At 40.3% G+C, this 20,087-nt stretch carries 15 protein-coding genes and 1 pseudogene; 7 read left to right on the top strand and 9 right to left on the bottom strand.

All coding sequences use genetic code 11. The annotated features are described in order from the left end of the window. Nucleotides 1-233 precede the first annotated feature (233 nt). Together RMZ95_RS33005 and RMZ95_RS33010 are read left to right on the top strand one after the other, a co-directional pair. Nucleotides 234-467 (top strand): hypothetical protein, encoded by a 234-nt coding sequence (locus RMZ95_RS33005; protein WP_409884418.1) that lies wholly within the window; start codon nucleotides 234-236, stop codon nucleotides 465-467. Between the two features lie 535 nt (nucleotides 468-1,002). Then, nucleotides 1,003-1,182, top strand: a complete 180-nt coding sequence (locus RMZ95_RS33010) for a hypothetical protein (protein ID WP_292785777.1) — start codon at nucleotides 1,003-1,005, stop codon at nucleotides 1,180-1,182. Nucleotides 1,183-1,222: 40 nt separating this feature from the next. Here RMZ95_RS33010 and RMZ95_RS33015 read toward each other — a convergent pair whose 3' ends face one another. Continuing rightward, nucleotides 1,223-2,515, bottom strand: a complete 1,293-nt coding sequence (locus RMZ95_RS33015) for a dicarboxylate/amino acid:cation symporter (RefSeq protein WP_322684064.1) — start codon at nucleotides 2,513-2,515, stop codon at nucleotides 1,223-1,225. 193 nt (nucleotides 2,516-2,708) lie between these two features. Between RMZ95_RS33015 and RMZ95_RS33020 the strand changes: the two genes are divergently transcribed. Continuing rightward, nucleotides 2,709-5,342, top strand: coding sequence for a DNA polymerase III subunit alpha (locus tag RMZ95_RS33020; RefSeq protein WP_322684065.1), 2,634 nt, complete (start codon nucleotides 2,709-2,711; stop codon nucleotides 5,340-5,342). Between the two features lie 333 nt (nucleotides 5,343-5,675). Beyond that, nucleotides 5,676-6,089, top strand: coding sequence for an IS200/IS605 family transposase (gene tnpA, locus RMZ95_RS33025; protein ID WP_322684066.1), 414 nt, complete (start codon nucleotides 5,676-5,678; stop codon nucleotides 6,087-6,089). Between the two features lie 86 nt (nucleotides 6,090-6,175). Here tnpA and RMZ95_RS33030 read toward each other — a convergent pair whose 3' ends face one another. Both RMZ95_RS33030 and RMZ95_RS33035 read right to left on the bottom strand, forming a co-directional pair. After that, entirely contained in the window at nucleotides 6,176-7,909 is a 1,734-nt protein-coding gene (locus RMZ95_RS33030; protein ID WP_322684067.1) for an NFACT family protein, read from the bottom strand. Between the two features lie 495 nt (nucleotides 7,910-8,404). After that, nucleotides 8,405-9,640: pseudogene (locus RMZ95_RS33035) on the bottom strand (glycosyltransferase family 4 protein); the annotation flags it as partial. A gap of 626 nt (nucleotides 9,641-10,266) precedes the next feature. On the opposite strand from RMZ95_RS33035, the gene RMZ95_RS33040 reads away from it, so the two are divergent. Beyond that, entirely contained in the window at nucleotides 10,267-10,434 is a 168-nt protein-coding gene (locus RMZ95_RS33040) for a hypothetical protein (protein ID WP_322684068.1), read from the top strand. 137 nt (nucleotides 10,435-10,571) lie between these two features. Here the strand turns inward: RMZ95_RS33040 and RMZ95_RS33045 are convergent, their stop codons facing one another. After that, on the bottom strand, nucleotides 10,572-11,144 hold the full coding sequence (locus tag RMZ95_RS33045) for a Uma2 family endonuclease (protein ID WP_322684069.1): 573 nt from the start codon (nucleotides 11,142-11,144) through the stop codon (nucleotides 10,572-10,574). Between the two features lie 162 nt (nucleotides 11,145-11,306). Between RMZ95_RS33045 and RMZ95_RS33050 the strand changes: the two genes are divergently transcribed. Next, nucleotides 11,307-11,831 carry a pentapeptide repeat-containing protein gene (locus RMZ95_RS33050; protein WP_322684070.1) on the top strand — a complete coding sequence of 175 codons (525 nt, stop codon included), beginning with the start codon at nucleotides 11,307-11,309 and terminating at the stop codon, nucleotides 11,829-11,831. Between the two features lie 110 nt (nucleotides 11,832-11,941). Here the strand turns inward: RMZ95_RS33050 and recQ are convergent, their stop codons facing one another. The 5 genes from recQ to RMZ95_RS33075 all read right to left on the bottom strand — a co-directional run bounded on the left by recQ (nucleotide 11,942) and on the right by RMZ95_RS33075 (nucleotide 18,289). Beyond that, complete coding sequence (gene recQ, locus RMZ95_RS33055) at nucleotides 11,942-14,101, bottom strand: DNA helicase RecQ (protein ID WP_322684071.1); 2,160 nt, start codon at nucleotides 14,099-14,101, stop codon at nucleotides 11,942-11,944. Between the two features lie 213 nt (nucleotides 14,102-14,314). Beyond that, nucleotides 14,315-14,599: a type II toxin-antitoxin system YafQ family toxin gene (locus tag RMZ95_RS33060; protein WP_322674324.1), complete on the bottom strand. Its 285-nt coding sequence runs from the start codon at nucleotides 14,597-14,599 to the stop codon at nucleotides 14,315-14,317. Beyond that, nucleotides 14,592-14,837 carry a hypothetical protein gene (locus RMZ95_RS33065; RefSeq protein WP_322674325.1) on the bottom strand — a complete coding sequence of 82 codons (246 nt, stop codon included), beginning with the start codon at nucleotides 14,835-14,837 and terminating at the stop codon, nucleotides 14,592-14,594. Before RMZ95_RS33065 ends, RMZ95_RS33060 begins: the two co-directional genes overlap by 8 nt. 331 nt (nucleotides 14,838-15,168) lie before the next feature. After that, on the bottom strand, nucleotides 15,169-16,743 hold the full coding sequence (locus tag RMZ95_RS33070; protein WP_322684073.1) for an AAA-like domain-containing protein: 1,575 nt from the start codon (nucleotides 16,741-16,743) through the stop codon (nucleotides 15,169-15,171). Nucleotides 16,744-16,882: 139 nt separating this feature from the next. Then, the gene (locus RMZ95_RS33075; protein WP_322684074.1) at nucleotides 16,883-18,289 is read right to left on the bottom strand and encodes an AAA-like domain-containing protein; all 1,407 of its coding nucleotides are present in this window, start codon (nucleotides 18,287-18,289) and stop codon (nucleotides 16,883-16,885) included. Between the two features lie 582 nt (nucleotides 18,290-18,871). Between RMZ95_RS33075 and RMZ95_RS33080 the strand changes: the two genes are divergently transcribed. After that, on the top strand, nucleotides 18,872-19,831 hold the full coding sequence (locus RMZ95_RS33080) for a protochlorophyllide reductase (protein ID WP_322674328.1): 960 nt from the start codon (nucleotides 18,872-18,874) through the stop codon (nucleotides 19,829-19,831). The last annotated feature ends 256 nt before the right edge of the window (nucleotides 19,832-20,087 follow it).

Here is a 20,087-nt window from a genome sequence, read left to right on the forward strand (position 1 = left end):
AAGGAATAAAGCTGTACTGAGTTTTTTTCACGCAATCAAATATGAGTCCTATAGCCAAATAAAATATTTGAAACTTTTGTACTTAAAAAGAGGTAGTTTTTGATTAGCAACTTGAGTTATTACTGTCCAAGTAGGCGATCGCCAACTTGAAGGCAACAGTAACGATGTATTCCAAAGCACCCCGGTAATTGCAAAGACACCTCTGTGGCGTCAATGTAACGACCTGTTGTCTGGTGGTCTTGGTAGCGAGCGATATCCTGAAGGCTAGCAATGACCGGGATAAATTTGTCTTTGCCCCTGGAGAAGGTACTGATATTATTACCGACTTCTACAAAGACAACAATTTAATCAGCTTGTCTGGTGGTCTAACCTTCAGACAACTGAGTTTCTGCTGTCACAACATCATCGTGACTACTACTGATGAAATCTTGGCAACTCTGACTGCTGCTAATTTCACTATCGTCTAGTATCAAAATCGAGGGGCCAGTTATCACTGCCTTAAAGAACCAATAATTACTGTAGAACCAGCCTTTTGATCGAACTGACTGTAAATTCATAGTTGGTAGCATAAATCACTAGGATTTACATACAATACATACATACTGTAGGTAATTTTGGCTTTTGAGCCATATCTAACACCCAACACAGTCAATATGCGACCAAATAAAGGCTGTGTTCAGCACCTGAAAGGTTCATTTTGCATAACACATATTATAGGTGATTTGTAGAGTGTATAAGTCCTAATTACAAGTCTTATTGTGTAAGCCCTTACTAACGTATCTGTAATAGAAATTTCGTGAAATGGTATGACTTTTCACGGGATATGGATTCAGAAAAATGGTGCGTGCAATTTCAGTATTAAAGCGTAAACAACATAAATTCACTTGGTGAAATTCCGCAATTGCCACAAAGACAATAGCAAAAACGCAGGGTAGCCTTTAACTAGAAAAACAGTATTAGGTAATTCCTAGACACAACTTTTATATTATTTTTCTTCTTCTTATGACTCCAAAACACACCAAAATTAAATTTCCTCTTTGGCAGTATCTGAACCAGCCCTTATTTAGTCGGGATACTAAATTAGTATTGAATCCCCAACGCTTTGTATTGATCTGGCGTCTGCAACTTTTAGAACGTTGCTGGACTAAAGAATGTGACGCCAAAGGGCCTCAACAGCATTAGATATTTAAAAAGCTGCTGAACTCAACTAAAAGCTGGCAAACTAAGCCTCGTCTACAGAACGTGGCTTTTTGCCATCAAGTAAAGCACTGACAGTCATATCTCCCATAACATTAATTGCGGTGCGGCAGCGATCCAAAAACCAGTCTACAGTAACTAGCAAAGCGATGTATTGGGTAGGTAAGCCAACAGAAGTGAACACTAGTGTCATCGTTACCAGTCCTGCATTGGGAATATTTGCCGCACCCACAGATGCAAAAATCGAGGTAAGGATGACAATTAACTGCTGTGTCAGACTCAGATGTTGCCCAATCAGTTGGGAAATATACAACGCAGACATTGCTTCATAAAGGGCAGTACCGTCATTATTGAAATTTGCCCCAACTAATGCCCCCAAGGCAGCAGAAGATTCCCTTAAACCGACTTTTGTTTGCAAGACCTCAAAGGTTACGGGCATTGCCGCCGCCGAGGAAGAAGTTGAGAAAGCTGTCAAAAAGGCATCAGAACCGCCAGCGAGGAATTTTAGCGGGTGTACCCAAGAACCAAATTTTACTCTGGTGAGGTAGTAGCACGCTTGCAATACCAGTGCTAACAATACGGCAACGATAAATGCACCCAAAGATTTAAACGGTGCAAAGCCCTGCATCGCAATAGTTTTAGCTACAATTCCAAAGACTGCGAACGGTACTAAGGCAATTACCCAGTTGAGGATGCGGACTACCGCTTCAAATAAAATTCCGATGACATCCTCTATCGGCTGAAATCCATTCTTGCCTTGAGCAATTTGTTCAGATTTTAATCCCCGCAGAACGATGCCAAAACTTAGGGCAATCACAATCAACTGGATGACATTATTATCAACCAATGGCTTGAGGACGGCTTCTGGTACAGCATCTTTGAGTATTCCCCAAGGATCGAGACTTTGAGCAGTTATTGCCGTACTTGTTGAGGTGTTTACATTGCCCCAAGTCCCCGGACGCAGTACATTAGCTACCAAAAGTCCTACCAAAATAGCTACGGTAGTGTTAGTTAAAAGTAACACTGCCAACCGCCGTCCGGCTGTACCAGGGATATTGGTAGTCATTAAAGTATGCAGTACTGCTACCAGAATCAGGGGTGTAGCCAAGGCGCGGAGAGCCTTTAGCACCAATTCTGCCGGAATTGCTAAATTATTGATTAAAGCGGCGTTGCTGGGATTGGGATTCCCCGCACCAAGGGCAATTCCGATGCTGATTGCGGCTATTAGTGCGATGAGAATTTGCAACGTGAGAGGGATACGCTGCCACCAAGGGCTAGCTTTGGTTTCAGGCGAAGTAGTTCTCTCTGTTTGACTCATTGGCTAGATACTGGTTAACTACTGTAACTATTAAAACAACACTAATAATAGTGATAATTCCCGAAAAAGAACAGCTTTAATTTTGGTTAAAAACTGTTAATCTAAGATTCCGTTGCTTTGCAAAATCTAGCTCAAAAGGGTATACCACAAGGTAGGCCCCTAGAGGTGTCTTGGCTTGTGGTTGGAGATGCTTATGTCCTTTGTTCCTTTACATATTCACAGTGACTACAGTCTGCTCGATGGGGCAAGTCAGCTACCAGAGTTGGTAGATCGAGCGATCGCACTGGGAATGAAAGCGATCGCTCTTACCGATCATGGTGTCATGTATGGAGCCGTTGAGCTGATCAAAATCTGCCGTAGTCAAAATATTAAGCCGATTATCGGCAATGAAATGTATATCCTAAACGGCGATCTTGAAAAACAAGAACGTCATCGTCCCAAGTATCATCAAGTCGTTTTAGCTAAAAATACCAAAGGTTACAAAAATTTAGTTAAATTAACTACAATTTCTCACCTCCAAGGTGTTCAAGGCAAAGGAATTTTTTCTCGTCCTTGTATTAATAAAGATTTACTCAAACAATATCATGAAGGTTTGATTGTCACCAGCGCTTGTCTGGGTGGAGAAGTTCCCCAAGCAATTCTTAGTAATAGGCCAGATGCCGCCCGAAAAGTTGCCCAATGGTATAAAGATGTATTTGGTGATGATTATTATTTAGAAATTCAAGACCACGGCTCTCAAGAAGACCGGATTGTGAATGTAGAAATAGTAAAAATTGCTAGAGAGCTAGGTATAAAAATTGTTGCTACTAATGATTCACATTTTATATCTTGTTTTGACGTTGAAGCGCACGATGCTTTGCTATGCATTCAAACTAACAAGCTAATTATTGAAGATAAGCGGATGCGTTATAGCGGCACAGAGTATCTCAAATCTGGTGAGGAGATGCAGCAGCTATTTCGCGATCATTTGCCGGATGATATAATTGCCGAAGCGATCGCTACTACTGGAGAAGTAGCCGATAAAGTTGAGCCTTACCATATTATGGGTGAGCCTCAAATTCCTACACCTCCCATTCCCTCTGGTCATACTGCTGACACTTACGCCGAAGATGTTGCATGGAGTGGACTGTTAGAACGGTTAAATCGCAAATCTCGCCAAGAAGTCGATTCCGTCTATAAAGAAAGATTGGAATACGAACTTAAAATGATTCAGCAGATGGGTTTTTCCAAATACTTTTTAGTTGTTTGGGACTACATCAAATTTGCTAGAGATAATAATATTCCTGTAGGGCCAGGTCGGGGTTCGGCGGCTGGTTCATTAGTCGCTTATGCGATGCGAATTACTAATATCGATCCCGTACATCATGGGTTATTATTCGAGCGTTTCTTGAACCCAGAACGGAAATCAATGCCTGATATTGATACGGATTTCTGTATTGAACAACGGGATAAAGTGATTGATTATGTCACTGAGAAATATGGTGCAGATAGAGTTGCCCAAATTATTACTTTTAACCGTCTAACTTCTAAAGCAGTTTTGAAAGATGTCGCCAGAGTATTAAATATTCCCTATGGGGAAGCTGACAAAATGGCGAAAATGATTCCTGTGGTGCGGGGAAAACCAACAAAACTCAAAGTGATGGTTTCCGATAAAACCCCAGAACCAGAGTTTAAAGAGAAATATGATAGAGAACCCCATGTTCGCCATTGGCTTGATATGGCGATGCGAATTGAAGGAACTAACAAAACCTTTGGTGTTCATGCAGCCGGTGTGGTAATTTCTGCCGATCCACTTGATGAAATTGTGCCGCTGCAAAAAAATAATGACGGTTCCGTGATTACCCAATATTTCATGGAAGACCTGGAATCAATGGGTTTATTGAAAATGGATTTTCTAGGCTTGCGGAACCTAACGCTGATTCAAAAAACCCTTGACTTAATTCAAGAAACGAGAGGATATCGGGTCGATCCTGATGAAATTCCCCGCCAAGAAAGAAAAGCCCAAAAGATATTAGCTAAAGGCGAACATAGCACTCTCCCAAAAGATGTACAAAAAACTTATGAACTATTAGAAGCAGGTGAGTTAGAAGGGATATTTCAATTAGAATCTTCTGGGATGCGTCAGATCGTGCGAGATTTGAAACCTTCTAATATAGAAGATATTTCTTCAATTTTGGCTCTTTATCGACCGGGGCCATTAGATGCGAAACTGATTCCTAAGTTTATTGACCGTAAACATGGTCGAGAAAATATTGATTATCCACACACTATTCTGGAACCAATATTAGACGAAACTTATGGAATTATGGTCTATCAAGAGCAAATCATGAAAATTGCTCAAGATATGGCGGGATATTCTTTAGGACAAGCTGACTTGCTGCGTCGGGCGATGGGTAAAAAGAAAGTTTCTGAGATGCAAAAGCAGCGAGAAAAATTTGTGGATGGCGCAGCAAAAAACGGCGTTCAGAAAAAAGTTGCGGATGAATTATTTGAGCAAATGTTGAAGTTTGCTGAATATTGTTTAAGCTATGATACGGAAATATTGACAGTAGAATATGGATTAATGCCGATTGGAGAAATTGTAGAAAAAGGCATTGAATGCAGTGTGTACAGTATTGATAATAATGGAAATATTTACACGCAACCTGTAGCACAGTGGCACGATCGCGGACAACAAGAGGTGTTTGAGTACTGCTTGGAAGATGGTTCAGTGATTCGGGCAACAAAAGACCATAAATTTATGACTGTTGATGGTCAAATGTTGCCAATTGATGAAATATTTGAGAGCGAATTGGATTTGATGCGGATTGAGAGTTTACCGAATTGAGAATAGCCAGAGAATAGCCAGAATAGCCAGCCAGCCAGGGAATAGAATTCCCTGTCTAATAGTGCAAGTCCTCTAGAAGAGGACTAGAAAAAACTTGGTTTAATTGTTCACTAGTTTCAGATAGTCGTCTTCAAACGACTTTAGCTTTCAGACAGGGAATTTCATTCCCTGGCTGGCTGGCTGCCGTTGGCTGCTGCCCTGGCTGGCTTCGTGAACTGGCTGATTTGCTGATTCCTACTTCCCTGGCTGACGGACATTGCTAATATGATAATTTTTTCTAGCAATATGGGAAACATAAATGTATGTAAATAAATACAAAATTTAAAAAATATTATGTCTCTGTGGCGACTTTATTATCATATTGTTTGGGCAACAAAAAAACGCCAACCTCTAATTACCTCCGATAAAGAAACTGAGCTTTATAATTACATCATTAATAAATCCAATAGTTTAAATTGTAGACTCCATGCCATTGGAGGTATTGAAGACCACATACATTTAGTAGTATCTATCCCCCCAACAATCGCGATCGCAGAGTTTGTGAAAAAAATTAAAGGAAGTAGTTCTCACCATTTCAATCACAATCTTTGCCCTACATCAGAAAAATTTACTTGGCAAGAAGGATATGGTATATTCTCCTTGGGCAGTAAGCAACTTGAGCAAGCTGTTATATATGTTCAAAATCAAAAAATACATCATCTTGAAGGCACAGTAAATTCCCATTTAGAAAGGGCAACTCAAAGCTGATTTATTTAATCAATTTGCACCCAGAGAAAAAAGCAAGCAAAGAAAAACTAAAATAACTGATTTAGGTTTTGGTGAAGTAGAGAGCGTCATTTTGAATTTTGAATTGTTAATTGCGGTTTTCCCCAAAGTATGCTTTCTTGCTTGTAAATGGCAATTCCGGGTTTTGCTCCTTTGGGTTTGTAGACGTGTTTTGGCTGAGTGTAAACTACTGGTACTTGCTCACTCTGACGGGCGCGACTGTAATATGCAGCGAGATTAGCTACAAATTGCAAATCAGCTTCTTCTGCCACAGCACCCGGTTCTAGACGTAGTAATACATGACTCCCTGGAATTTCTTGAGCGTGGAACCAGATGTCATAATCCCCTGCTACACGAAAGGTCAATTGGTCATTCTGGCGATTGTTACGACCGATTAATACTTCAAAGCCGCCAGGGGTAAGGTAACGATGAAAGTTAGTGCTGGGAGGTTCGTTTGCACTGCGACTGCGGTATTCTGGATCTTCTAGATACTTTTGCCCAATCAACTCTTCGCGGATTTCTTCTAAAGCTCGCAAATCTTCTGCTGTTTGGTAGGTGTCTATCTGAGCGATCGCAGCTTCTACCTGCTCTAAATACTCAATTTCTGTCTGTACTTCCAATAATAGCGGTTCCACGGCAGCACGAGCGCGTTTCAGCTTTTGGTGCTGTTTGTAAAGACTTTGGGCATTTTGGACGGCATTTTTATCTGGCTGGAGAGCGATCGCTACTGGCAAATTTGTCTCAAAATCAGCAAGGATAATTTCTTTCATCCCCGGTTCCCAGTTTTGCAGGTGAGCCATCAATAAATCTGCTTTTTGGCGATACTCATCGGCTCGATCTGATTGCTGCAAGCGCGTCTGAAAGGTTTGAGCTTTATTGCGTAATTTCGTCAGAATATTATTCAATTTCTGACTCAACTGATGGCGCAATTGGGAAAATAACTGTTGGTCAATTTGGTTACTGTAGTAGCGGTTGAGCAACTCCTGGATATTTTTGACCTTTTCAACTGCACCCCAACCCATTACGGTGTAACCATCTTTTGTCCAAGCGGGTTGAAATTCTTTGGAATCTAGAGCTTGCAGCCATTCTTGCCAACGCTCAAACAACCGTCGCCAGTCGTCGGGGTTGAGAGTATTGGTAGATGTTTCTGATGCGATATTTGCTTCTAGCAGCATTAACTCCACTAGTGCAGCACTCAAGCCACTATAACTTTTGAGCAATTGCCGCTTGATTGCTCCTGGTACTAAACTTACCCGTTCTTGCCAACGTTCTTGAGATTCACTCAAGTAGGGGACACTTCCAGTTAGTTTCGGTGGTGTTTCATAAAATTGTCCGGTTTGGATAGGACGGACGCTAGATTGTTGCTGACTGACTTGATGAGCGGCGGTGATAATTATATTGTTAGCGTCGGTGAGAATGACGTTGCTATACTTGCCCATGATTTCTGCATAGACATGATATAGAGCGCTTTCTCCAGGACGACGGGCAAATTGTAAATCAATCACACGCTCCCAAGGAGCGATCGCTTGAATCGCCACCAGTGCCAAACCACCTAATTGGTGTATTAATTGTTGGCTAAAGGTAAAGGTATCAGGCGATCGCGGTGGCGGATCGCCAATACAAATATGTGCAGCTTGGGGATGCCAAGAAATCTGTAGCCAATCTCGCTGTTCTAAGGTACGTAATGCCATAGCGATCGTGTAGCGATCGCGCTGGTAAACTTGTTCTAAGCGTGATGGTAGCCAGTTAGCGCGGATTTCGCTACAAGCAGCTGTGAGAGTGGTAAAGTCAACTGGTTGCAAAGCGATTAGTTGTTAACATTCAAATGGTAGCGATCGCTATGCTTTTATTTTTGTTTAGTTAAAGCATAACAGACCTCACCTATCATAGCGGTTACTTGCTTTGGTGATAGCTGCGAATCAAAAAACGCAGAAATTATCATAAGATAAGCTTCTGCGTTTAAGTGATAAGTTCGTTTTTTATACAGTTTGTTTTTGGTGTTGAGTTTTCCAAGCTCAGGCGATGCCTACGGCGGGCAACTCTTGGAGAGGCTACGCCCGAAGCGTAGCTATGCCGCAGGCTTTACGCCTACGCTACCAAATTTAAACCCAAAATATTATCCGAGTTACTCACTCACCATTATCTGTTAAACAAAAGCGTTATTTAGCAGCTAAAACTGGTTCTTTTGCTGCTGATTGCACTAGTTCGGTGGTTGAGTGTACTAGTTCTTTTGCTGCTGATTGCACTAGTTCGGCGGTTGAGTGTACTAGTTCTTTTGCTGTTGATGCTACTGTTTGTGGCTGCAACAGTTGGGCGTAAAGTTCACTCAGTTGATTGGCAACACCATCCCAGCTAAACTTAGTTTCGACGCGCTTTCTACCAGCTTTACCTAATTCATCTCGCCATTCTGGATTTAAGAGAATTCGGTCAATAGCAGATGCAAAAGCCTCTACATCTTGTGGTGGAGCCAATAAACCAGTTTCTTCATTAACTACAGTAAATTGAAGTCCGCCGACATCGCTTGCTACTACTGGTGTACCGCTTGCCATCGCTTCGATCGCCACGAGTCCAAAGGGTTCGTAGTGACTAGGAACAACGCAAACATCGGCAGCAGCGTAATAAGTTGGTAAAACATCTTGACTCAGACGACCTGCAAAGGTGGTAAAGTCGCTCATTCCCAATTCGTTGACGATTTGCCCAATGCGATCGCGCTCAATGCCGTCACTGTTACCTGGAGTGCTACCACCACCAATAATTAGCTGGATATTTTTGGAGTCGCGTAGTTGAGACTCGTTTACCGCCCGTACCAAAGTTTCTATACCTTTGCGTTGGTCAAAGCGCCCCACGTATAGTACAACTTTGGTTTCTTTATCAATCCCCAATTCAGCCCTAGCTGCTTCTCGTCCAATGGAGCCAAAGCGCTGAATATCTGTACCACAGGGAATGATATCGATATTGCCTTTTGTGGAAACTAGCGATCGCATGTGTTCCTGTTCTTGCGGACTTGTCGCTACAATTCGCTCTGCTTTTTCCAACACTTGTTTTTCCACTGCTAATCGCTGACTAGCAATCAAAGGAATATTTTCTATAGTGTTGTACTTGACTGCTCCTAATGAGTGGTAGGTGTGAACCTGTTTACTCTTTTGGATTTTATTTAACTGCATCCCCACCCAACTAGAGAGCCAGTAGTTAGTATGAACCAATTCGTATGTAAAATCGTTTTTTATTTGAAATTTGAGGAAATTATCCACAAATTCTGGCAGATATTCAAAAATTTCATCTCGCGGCACAAACTCAAGGGGGCCAGCTTTTAAACGGATAGTTCGACAATTGTTGCTATGTTCAACTATCGAGTCTTGCTCCAGACTCACTTTGCGGGTAAACATATCAACTTGCCATCCCAGCTGCGCTAGTGCTTCACCTACATTGCGCACATAAACATTTTGTCCCCCAGCTTCTTCTTTCCCTATTTCAATCGCTGGGTCTCCGTGGACGGAAATCAAGGCGATACGTTTTTCGGTGGTAGAGTTCATAGTTTGTGTGTTGCTGATTTTAACAAAGTTTTAGGTTGTTCCAAGCACGTGTATAGCACACTTACCTGAATTGTTTAGTAACTTTGATTATTATTGATTTTAATTTACTATGTCTAATTTTTTTTAACATCTTCTGTCAGATAGGTTAAAAACAAACATTTAGTTTCTTTAGATATAGGAAATTGTTATATCTATATCTCATCCTTTTGATAGATAAAAATGAGATTTTTTCATTCATGTCTAGCTCCAATTTCATAGATATGGCAATTTTAATTTGCTCTCTACCTATAGACTCAGTTCTTTGACTTCTACGAGAATATATCTGGTGAATAGGGGGTTTGACCCCCTAACACATCTCAGAGTAGGAAGCCAGAAGACTTGAAAAAGAAGTCAGAATTCAAAATTCAGGATTCAGCAATCTTGACGCGACGCTATCTGCTTTTTCGGTCAAAATACCCAACTCAATTATGGCAACTGACGTTTTTATTCTGTTTTGATAAAAATATATTTATTTAGCTTATATTCTCTAAAATAAATCTAAATTCTCTTTTTACGCAATTTTACTGTTTTTGCTTCAAACTAATAAATATAGTCACCACCAATTTTCAAACGGAGAAGATTAGTATATGAGTTTGATAGATGGTATATTTCTGACGATATTAAATACTGTTGCCTGTCTAGCACTGCCTAAGCTGCTATCTGTAATTCTACCTGGCAAAAACCAAAACACTCAGTCTTCAAAGTCTGCTATGACATCACAAGATTCTAACTCTGAAATTCCCAGTTTTTCTTAATGTAAACTGACGAGCTAGAGATATCGCCTTGATGAGGAGAAAACTTAGTTATTGGTGCAAGGCGATATCTGAACAATAAATTATACAGATTGTGTTTTGGGAAAAGAATGAAAGCTGTTTTTCCATTCAACTAAAATTTATACAGGGAAAAACTGGTCTACAGTACAGCTAAAATCAGGCAATAGCGGAGAAATTATATTATCATTACTAAATAGGGTTGCTACCAAATTCAGTTGACTTTGTTCGCGCCGATAGACCTCTAGTTTACGCGATCGCCAATCAGCAATCCAATATTCTTTTACTCCTCTGGAAGAATAAAGTTTAAGTTTTGCTTCCTTATCCCGTCTTTCGTCTGATTTACTTTCAGACAAGACTTCGACTACTAAATCTGGTGCGCCAGTAAAATGTCCTTTTTCGTCTAATGTTAGCGCCAAGGTTTCTTTAGTAGCCCAAACTACATCAGGAATCACATTATCTGATTCTGAAAACAAAACGCCGGGATTGATTACAGCTTCTCCTAAACCAGTAGAATCTGACCAAATGTTAAGCTGTTGGAAAATTCTGCCACAAGTTTGCTGATGTTTAAAGTGAGGTGCCCTAGTCATAAATAATTCTCCATCAACTATCTCGTAACGCGTCCCTTCGTTTTCTGCGAAGAGTTCTACATCGTGAGTTGTCCAGCGTACTCCTGTATTAAGCGTCTCGCTCATTGGCTAACTCCTTTAATCTGGCTTTTGTATTTTAATCATAAAAGGATGTTTGAAAATTCACAGAGTATACTCAACAGGGCTATCTTTTTTCTAGACATAAACCGCCCATAAAGGCTTAGACATCCATATATTTGAGATGAGAAAAAACTTGGAGGTTAAATCATGCCTTGGGAAATAACTGCTGAGGAGTTGCTGGTTCGGTATGCTGATGGAGAGCGAAACTTCGCTGGGATTGAGTTGATTCAATCTGAGGGTGTTCCCCTTGACAGTTCGATTGACCTCGAAGGCGCTATTTTGAGAGATATCAATTTGCGCGGAGCCTATTTGAGACAAGCCGATCTGTGTAGAGCCGATTTGACTGGAGCTGATTTGTTTGGTGTTTCCTTGGAAGGCGCTTGGTTGAAACGTGCTATTGTCAGGGATGCTAATTTATATTCCGCCAACTTGTCTTGGTGCGACTTGACTGAAGCCGATTTGGGAGGAACCAGTTTGGCTCAGATGAATGCTAGTAGTGCTGTCTTCTGTGGAGCAAACATCAGTAGTTTTGAGTTCGCTATTCTGATTAAAACTAACTTCAGAGATGCTTACATCGCTCCAAACATTATTGGGAGTTATGGGAATTTTGTTTACCAGACTACTATGCCCGATGGCACTATAAAAAGCGGCCCATTTTTCGGAGACTTTTAGTTCATCTTCAGTTGCAGCCATAAGGGTGCATTCGGAGCAAGTTAAAAAGATATTTGTAAAGTCTCAATTATTCGCCCTATACTTTGAAAACATCCTCTAAAATTTAATTTTTATTTACGATTTTCTCGCCGCCACTTACTCCGTACTAAACGAATTTCATCAAAAGTGTAGCTTTCTCCTAATTGTTCTTTGATGGGAGTCAGGGAAATATCACCGAGTACTTCTAAAACTTGCCAAATTTTTTGTTGATGTTCTATAGGTACTAATTGATTTAAATCAACTGGCTGATTTTTCTCAATAAGTTTTTCTAGATGATTGCTAACTGTTGCTGGACTAAGATTGCGCTTTTGGGCAATTTGAGCGATATTTAAACCTTGTTGATGCAATTGTAATGTCTGCAATTCGGTGTAAGAAGAAGATGATTTGGGAGATGATACAGAAGTAGCAGATTTATTTTGCAAACCTTTTTCTTGGCGGTAGGCGCGAATTTCTGTAATGAACTTTTCGCCATATTGAGCGAGTTTGTGACTACCTACACCAGAAAGTTTGGCAAATTCAGCTAAATTTTGGGGTTGCACTTGTACCATCAATTTTAAAGTGGAATCGTGAAAGATGACGTAAGGTGGTACAGATTGCTCATCAGCTAATTGTTTGCGTAGCGATCGCAATTTCTGTAATAATATTTCTGCAACTTCTGCTTTTTCACTCTCCGGCTCCCAGGTAATCTTTTGAACTATGGTTACAGCTAAGGAAACTGTGCGTTGTTTTCGCATGACTTGCCAACTTAAGGCATTTAGTTTTAAAACTGAGTAACCATCGCTAGTTTGTTCTATTAACCCCTGATGTAAAAGCGATCGCCCCAACATTCGCCATTCATCTACAGTTCTATCTTTACCAATACCGTAGGTAGAAAGTTTATCGTGTTCGTACTGGATAATTTTGTCTTTTTTTGCTCCTCGCAACACATCAATTATGTGTAGCATTCCAAACCTTTCTTTGCAACGCGCCACACAAGATAAAAACTTCATGGCTTCAATTGTCCAATCTTGCACGGGTTTGGGATGACGACAATTGTCACAGTTACCGCAATTTCCAGGAAACCTTTCGCCAAAATAACCCAGTTGAATTGTTCGTCGACAATCAGTGCCTTCAGCATAATCGATCATCTGCCGCAGTTGTTGTTTAGCAATCAACTGTTCTTGAGGATCGGTTTTTTGATCGATACTCCATTCAATTGTTTTAACATCACCAAAGCTGAAAAATATTGTACATCGAGATGGTTCTCCGTCTCTACCTGCTCTACCCGATTCTTGATAATAACTTTCTATATTTCTGGGTAGATCGAAGTGAACTACCAACCGCACATCGGGTTTATTAATTCCCATTCCAAAAGCGATTGTTGCCACCATCACCCGGACATCATCTCGAATAAATCGCGTTTGATTGCTACTACGTTCTTCATCACTTAATCCGGCGTGATAAGGCAAAGCAATAACTTTATCATTTTGTAGTTTAAAAGTTAATTCATCAACTTTTTTACGAGTTAAAGAATAAATAATTGTCGAACCTTCAGTTTCTCGAATTAGTTCTAATAATTCAGTGTAAGCATATTTAGTTTTAGGACGAACTTCGTAATAAAGATTTTCACGGTTAAAGCTGGCAAGATGGATGCTTGGTTGCTTTAGTCCTAGTTGTTGAATGATATCACTACGGACGCGATCGGTTGCTGTGGCGGTGAGAGCGACTGTAGGCACATCAGGATAACGTTTCCGCAGAGATTTTAACTGGCGATATTCTGGACGAAAATCGTGTCCCCATTCCGAAACACAGTGCGCTTCATCAATAGCAAAGCTAGAAATACCGATTTTTTCTTTAACTAAATCGATAAACGGGAGAAACCTTTCACTGAGGAGACGTTCCGGGGCGACGTAGAGTAATTTTACTTTACCGCCGAGGATGGCTTCTTCCCGCGATCGCACTTGGTAAGCGTTCAAACTGCTATTGAGAAATGTCGCATTAATATTATTATTTCGCAATGCTTCTACTTGGTCTTGCATCAAAGCAATTAACGGCGACACCACCACCGTTAGCCCATTTTTTAACAACGCTGGTAGCTGAAAACACAAAGATTTCCCCCCACCAGTCGGCATCACAACCATTAAATCTCGATTTTGCAGCGCATCTTCGATAATTTGCCGTTGTCCGGGGCGGAATTGGTCATAACCGAAGTGATATTTTAGCGCTTGTTCGAGATGGGGATACTGAAGCATAGCGATCGCTTTTTCGGGGCCGTTCTGCGTGGGTAGTTATTAAAGATATCAGGATTTTAACTCACATCATCGGCAGCTTTGGCCAGACCTACGTTTCTGTTTGCCATCCCACTAAATCAATCATCATACATAATGCGATGTCTACGATGGGCTACGCCCACGCTTGAATTTCAAGACAGTTGTTATAAGATAGGCGATCGCACTTGTATTGAGCTAATAAACATCGTCATGAGTACCAATATCTAACAAAAGAACAACTTGTTCCCCACTCTCTTCATCGGTTTTCAGCGAGAAAACAACGCGACAATCATATCCACAAGAACATGAAAGCAACCCTGAGAGCTTTCCCTCTAGCTTGTGAGTGCCCAAGTTGACTGCAAATATGTCATTCTCCATAGCAGCAATAGTTTCTTCTATTCTGGCCTGTAAGTCAGCATTACGACGAGTAAATTTTCGGAAAGCTCTTTTAAATTTGCTCGTGATAACTAACCTATACATCGGCTGCACTTGGGTTATTGAGATATTCCCGTAATTCTTGAATTGCTTCGGCAGCAGTCTGGATTTTGAGCCTACCTGCTTGAAATTCAGCAATGGAAGCTGCTGCATCTGACGCAATTTCATCTCGCCGACTTTCAATAATTCTGCTTTTGAGAATTTGTACCAGCATTTCTTGCTGCTCTAAAGTAAGCTCCATTGCGGCATCTAAAACTCTATCTAGGTTACTCAATCGCTTCATCCTGTTAATTATTTTGGTTGATAATAGAACTCGTAAGATATAAACTTACAAGTTTTACCTTTATTGCTTTTTTAACTTCATCAAATTCATATTAACTTATCGCACTCAATCAACCTTTATACACAAAAGATCGCTTTTTCGGGGCCGTTCTGCGTGGGCAGTTATTGAAGATATCAGGATTTTAACTCACATCATCGGCAGCTTCGATCGGACTTGTGTTTCTTTAGTCGGGGATTTTGGCTCTGTTGAGATTGTTAGAGAAGTGTTTAACGATGAAAGGAAAGTTAGCTAATTTCCAACTGAGTCCCTAACTAAGTTTTTTTAACAATCGTTATTCTGAGGTTTCTTTAGAGGCTCTTGACTTTGGACAGTGAGGAAATTGCAGGGTTGTAGTAATATCGGTGCATTTTAACTGTGATTCTAAAACATCAATCTTTCGTAAAAGCGATACTCCCCACACTATAGAAATCACTAATTTGATGGTCATCCCCACGAGCAAAAGTGTCACTATTGTGGCATTTTTCTTTTGTTGAGCCAGCCTTTTTTGTTGTTCTGCAAGTCGTGCTTCTACTTCTTGAGCGCGTTCAGCTTCTAAAGCCTGCTGTACTTCTCGCCGATCTAATTCTTCACTAGCAGCTAAAAATCGATAATCTAAGTTGCTCAAGCTTTTACAATTTGCCCAAGTTTGCCCATCTATCAAGGCTTGTCCGCGTAATAGGCGAGATTTATCTTTTTCCTCTGAGGCTATCCATGCATTGAAGTTTTCGTAGTAGGGACGCAAGTAAGCTAGTTTTTTCCCAACCCATTCTAAATTGAAAACTTCTTGATAAATTCGATTTTTTACTTGGAGAAAACCTTGTTTTTTGATTACCAAACCAGATAGCAAAAGTTCTACCTGTTCTCGACTATCATCGGCTGTTACTTTCACTCCTTGAAGGATTTGTTGATAAATTCCTAGCAATCTGGCAGCATATTTTTCGTTTCTGAGGATGCGATCGCGAATAGTTCGCAAATGCTCCGGTTCATCTTGTGATTCCCATTTCTCAATGACGTGCGATCGCACCACATTTTCTATCCAAAATTCTTCTGTACCAGGGGGAATTTTTAGCTTTCTACCTATATCATCTTGAGATAAACTCACAAGTAGCCGACACAGCTTTTGAGTAAGAAATGGTTGTCCTTCTGTCCAAGCTAATACTTCTTTCAAAACTTTCTGAGGGTGATTGTCTTTAATATCTAATCCCAAGGATAGTGGTTGAGCTTCTTCAAAGGTAAAACCATTAACTTCTATAGTTTTACCAAGATTAAACGGGGTAGTATTATTACCATATATAAATAAGTCTGAAGGTGTCGCAACCCCAAAAATTGCAAATGTTATTCGATGATACTCTGGATTAATTGCTCGTTGGTTATAACAGAATCGAATCATGTTAAAAAAGTCATCAACAGAGAAATTGAGATTGAGTATACTATCAATTTCATCAATAAAAATAAATAGCCTTTCGTTAGGAAACTGAGCTAATAAAACTTCCGAAATAAACCGACTGATTTTCTGAACCAAAGAAAGATCGTTTTGTTCTTGCCACCAGGTTTTTAAATTAACTTTTCCTAACAGTTTAAAACTCAACCATAAGTCACCGACAACTCCTTTATACCATTGCTCTGGAGTTATATTTTCACAACCAATATTAGTCATGTCAACGGTGGCACATTTAAAGCCCTCTTTTTGCAAGCGGTGCTTTGTTTTTACCATAAGTGAGGATTTACCCATTTGTCTACAGCTTAGGATGTGGCAAAATTCACCCTGTTTCAAAGCTTCATAAAGTTCCACATCTGCTCTGCGCTCGACATAGCTAGGAGCATCATTAGTGAGAGTACCACCAACTTGATATCGATAATTTTTCATTTAATTGATTTTTAATTTTAAGTTTATTCTATATCTCAATCAACACATTTGGATTGTGACAATTAAGAAAATTCTGATAATATCGATAAGTAATTAGGTTCGTAATCAGAACTTTAGTGTTTACTATGAACAATCAAAACTAGCTGGTAAATTCACGATAAACATTAGCATTATTTTGCTTTCCAAACTGCTGACTAAAATAAAGACGATATAACTCACACATGGCACTAGCTTGATTGCCGTTTAGTTGAACCAAACCCATACTTTCTAGTTTATAAGCAGCGATCGCGTCTAACTCTACTTTTTCATCTGTTGCAATTACCTGTTCCATAGCTGACATTAATTCTGGTTCTTCTTGCAGTAGGGTCAACAGTTCTCGTAGATGCTGACCGTAAATTCCTACTGGTGTAGATGCAGTTTCTAATAACACCTCTAGCGTCATTTCTCCCTGACATAAATGATAAAATGCAAGGCTCACCAGATAAGGATGACCCCCTACCATTGCTTGTAGGGGTGCAAGGCGTTTTTCCCCTTCCAAGTTTCCTGCCCAATCTAGTCCGTAACGTAATGCTAAACTTTGTACTTGCTTAAGGGTAAATGGTGGCAGTGTAATTGTTATCCCTACATTGAAAGGCGATTGGTTGAGCTTAAGCGGAATATAAATTTCTGTGGTGTGAACCACTATCATCCGCAGTTTTTGCCAAATCCGATCTTGCTTTGCTTGTTCATGCCAAAATCGCAGCATTGGCAGAAAGTCTTGGGCAATATTGGGATATTCAAAAATCCGATGGACTTCATTCAAAGCCAAAACTACAGGATTATCATTAATGTATTGCAACAGATATGCTTCAAAATAGATTTTGCAGCTTACCTTGCTGCCCATTTCTATATCCCAAAAATCATCTACACAAGGAAGAAGATTTAACTGCCTACTGACATTTACACAAAACCAACGCAAAAATTTATCCAGGGAAACAAAAACATCTCGGTCAGCTTCTTGAAAGTCCAAATAAACAGTTTGATAATCTTGCTCTCTAGCATAAGCAATCATCCGATTCAGCAGAGAACTTTTTCCCATCTTTCTAGGTGCTTTGAGCCGGATTAAGCAACCAGGATGTAAAATCTCGTTACAAACAACTTCTTCCAGGGAAGGGCGATTGATGTAAAGAGGAGAATCTAGTGCTACAGGGCCGCTAGGAAATTCTATCTTGCTTGCTGAAAACAAGTCTGGAGAAATTATTTCTAAACTAGATTCTTCACCAAACTTTTCTTGGATCTGATTTTCTTGATTACCTATCTCGTCTTGCAAGTGTTTATTCAAAGCTAAATGTAGATTTTTTTTCGTTATTCTTTTTCCAAGTGCGATCGAAAGGTCTTGCCACAACTCAGAACCAACTTCCTTGATGTAATTGTTGCCGTAGCCTGACACCTCTGCCATCTCACCATAAGTTTTACCCAAACACGATTGATAAAGTACAAACCACTGAATTGGATCGAGAGGCTTGTCTTGGAGAATTTTTTTTACAGATTGTAGAAGCTTATCCACAGAAAATAAATTGTTAAACAGCTAGGCAATTTACTTATACTTTTCAGCCTAGTAGTAATATACATCTGAAATATATCTGAAGAAAAAATATTTAAAAACAAAAAAAGTTGATATCGCATTCATCAGTAGTATACCAAAAATGTGATTGTAATTACTTTTTTGAAGGTTTTTTGTATAGAGGTTAAGTCGGCAAGCACGATAAAACCAATGTATGTTTAGTTTTGTAAAAACTGTGAAATAACGAATTTGTAAAGTATGTGCTGTATTTACATTTCGTAAAAAACTTGGGAATTTTCTCGCCCACTTACTTAGCCCTTTTCCATCACTTTTGGAGAAAGCAATCGCTGCAAGGCTTACGAACCTCACTTTCCAAGTTTAGGCTATATTTTTGAATTTATTATGTTAGAAAATAAAGCTTCAAACCTTGATTTAGTCATAGTTTCAGTTTTCTGCTTCGATTATTGTTTTCACCAAAGTGATAGAAGGGCGTTAGTTCAGCCGAAATACAGCCCTGAAAAACCTGGTGACAACGATGGCTCGCTGGTATGAGATTCTAGAGACAGTCAATGGGAGCTGAACAGAATGGAACAACATCAAAAGCCAACGGTTGTAATTACGGGTGCCTCTTCAGGGGTGGGTTTGTATGCTGCAAAAGCTCTTGCTGAAAGGGGATGGTATGTCGTATTAGCGTGTCGGGATTTAGCGAAGGCACAAAAAGCAGCCCAAAGTGTGGAAATCCCCTACAACAGTTATACCAGCATACATATTGACCTTGGCTCTTTGGAAAGTGTTCGACAATTTGTGAAGAACTTCCGAGCCACTGGCAAGTCTTTAGACGCTTTGGTGTGCAACGCTGCAATTTATATGCCCTTAATCAAAGAGCCGTTACGCAGTCCAGAAGGTTACGAGTTAACTGTCACTACCAATCATCTGGGTCATTTCCTATTGTGCAACCTGATGATAGAGGATCTGAAGAAGTCATCTTTAGAACCAAGGCTGGTAATTTTAGGAACCGTCACCCACAATCCAGACGAACTAGGTGGAAAGATTCCACCACGTCCCGACTTAGGCGATTTGCAAGGCTTTGCAGAAGGATTTCAAGAGCCAATATCGATGATTGATGGCAAAAAATTTGAACCAGTTAAAGCTTACAAAGATAGCAAGGTTTGCAACGTGCTGACTATGCGAGAACTGCACGAGCGCTATCACCAGTCAACTGGTATCATCTTCAATTCTCTCTATCCGGGATGTGTTGCAGAAACGCCGCTATTTAGAAACCACTATCCCCTGTTTCAGAAAATCTTTCCATTATTCCAGAAGTACATCACTGGGGGATATGTATCTCAGGAGTTGGCGGGAGAACGGGTTGCTGCCGTGGTTGCCGATCCTGAGTATAATCAATCCGGTGTTTATTGGAGTTGGGGAAATCGCCAGAAGAAAGATGGCAAATCTTTTGTGCAAAAAGTCTCTCCTCAAGCTCGTGATGACGACAAAGGCGATCGCTTATGGGAACTCAGCGCCAAGTTGGTTGGACTTGCCTGATCAGACAGTGAGGTGGCGTTACACTTGTGCATGATTCATAGATTCATTTTTTTGAATGGCGTTGCTGAATCATGGGATGTTTTCACCTAATTTGGAAGGAATTTTCAATGGTTTCAACCGCCAATTCATCCCGCATTTATGCAACGCCTTTTGAATTAATTAGTATTATAGGACTCATATTTGATTGCGTGAAAAAAACTCAGTACACCTTTATTCCTTCTTCCCAGTCCCCATTACCCCTTATCCCCAGAGGGGG

Source organism: Nostoc sp. DedQUE07, from assembly GCF_034530975.2.
GTDB lineage: Bacteria > Cyanobacteriota > Cyanobacteriia > Cyanobacteriales > Nostocaceae > Nostoc.

Bases quoted from the DNA above. Each gene is read 5' to 3' on its own strand.
- RMZ95_RS33015 (WP_322684064.1), bottom strand. From the start codon at position 2,515: ATGAGTCAAACAGAGAGAACTACTTCGCCTGAAACCAAAGCTAGCCCT.
- RMZ95_RS33040 (WP_322684068.1), top strand. From the start codon at position 10,267: ATGAGTTTGATAGATGGTATATTTCTGACGATATTAAATACTGTTGCC.
- RMZ95_RS33065 (WP_322674325.1), bottom strand. From the start codon at position 14,837: ATGAAGCGATTGAGTAACCTAGATAGAGTTTTAGATGCCGCAATGGAG.
- RMZ95_RS33050 (WP_322684070.1), top strand. From the start codon at position 11,307: ATGCCTTGGGAAATAACTGCTGAGGAGTTGCTGGTTCGGTATGCTGAT.
- RMZ95_RS33045 (WP_322684069.1), bottom strand. From the start codon at position 11,144: ATGAGCGAGACGCTTAATACAGGAGTACGCTGGACAACTCACGATGTA.
- recQ (WP_322684071.1), bottom strand. From the start codon at position 14,101: ATGCTTCAGTATCCCCATCTCGAACAAGCGCTAAAATATCACTTCGGT.
- RMZ95_RS33020 (WP_322684065.1), top strand. From the start codon at position 2,709: ATGTCCTTTGTTCCTTTACATATTCACAGTGACTACAGTCTGCTCGAT.
- RMZ95_RS33080 (WP_322674328.1), top strand. From the start codon at position 18,872: ATGGAACAACATCAAAAGCCAACGGTTGTAATTACGGGTGCCTCTTCA.
- RMZ95_RS33060 (WP_322674324.1), bottom strand. From the start codon at position 14,599: ATGTATAGGTTAGTTATCACGAGCAAATTTAAAAGAGCTTTCCGAAAA.
- tnpA (WP_322684066.1), top strand. From the start codon at position 5,676: ATGTCTCTGTGGCGACTTTATTATCATATTGTTTGGGCAACAAAAAAA.
- RMZ95_RS33010 (WP_292785777.1), top strand. From the start codon at position 1,003: ATGACTCCAAAACACACCAAAATTAAATTTCCTCTTTGGCAGTATCTG.
- RMZ95_RS33070 (WP_322684073.1), bottom strand. From the start codon at position 16,743: ATGAAAAATTATCGATATCAAGTTGGTGGTACTCTCACTAATGATGCT.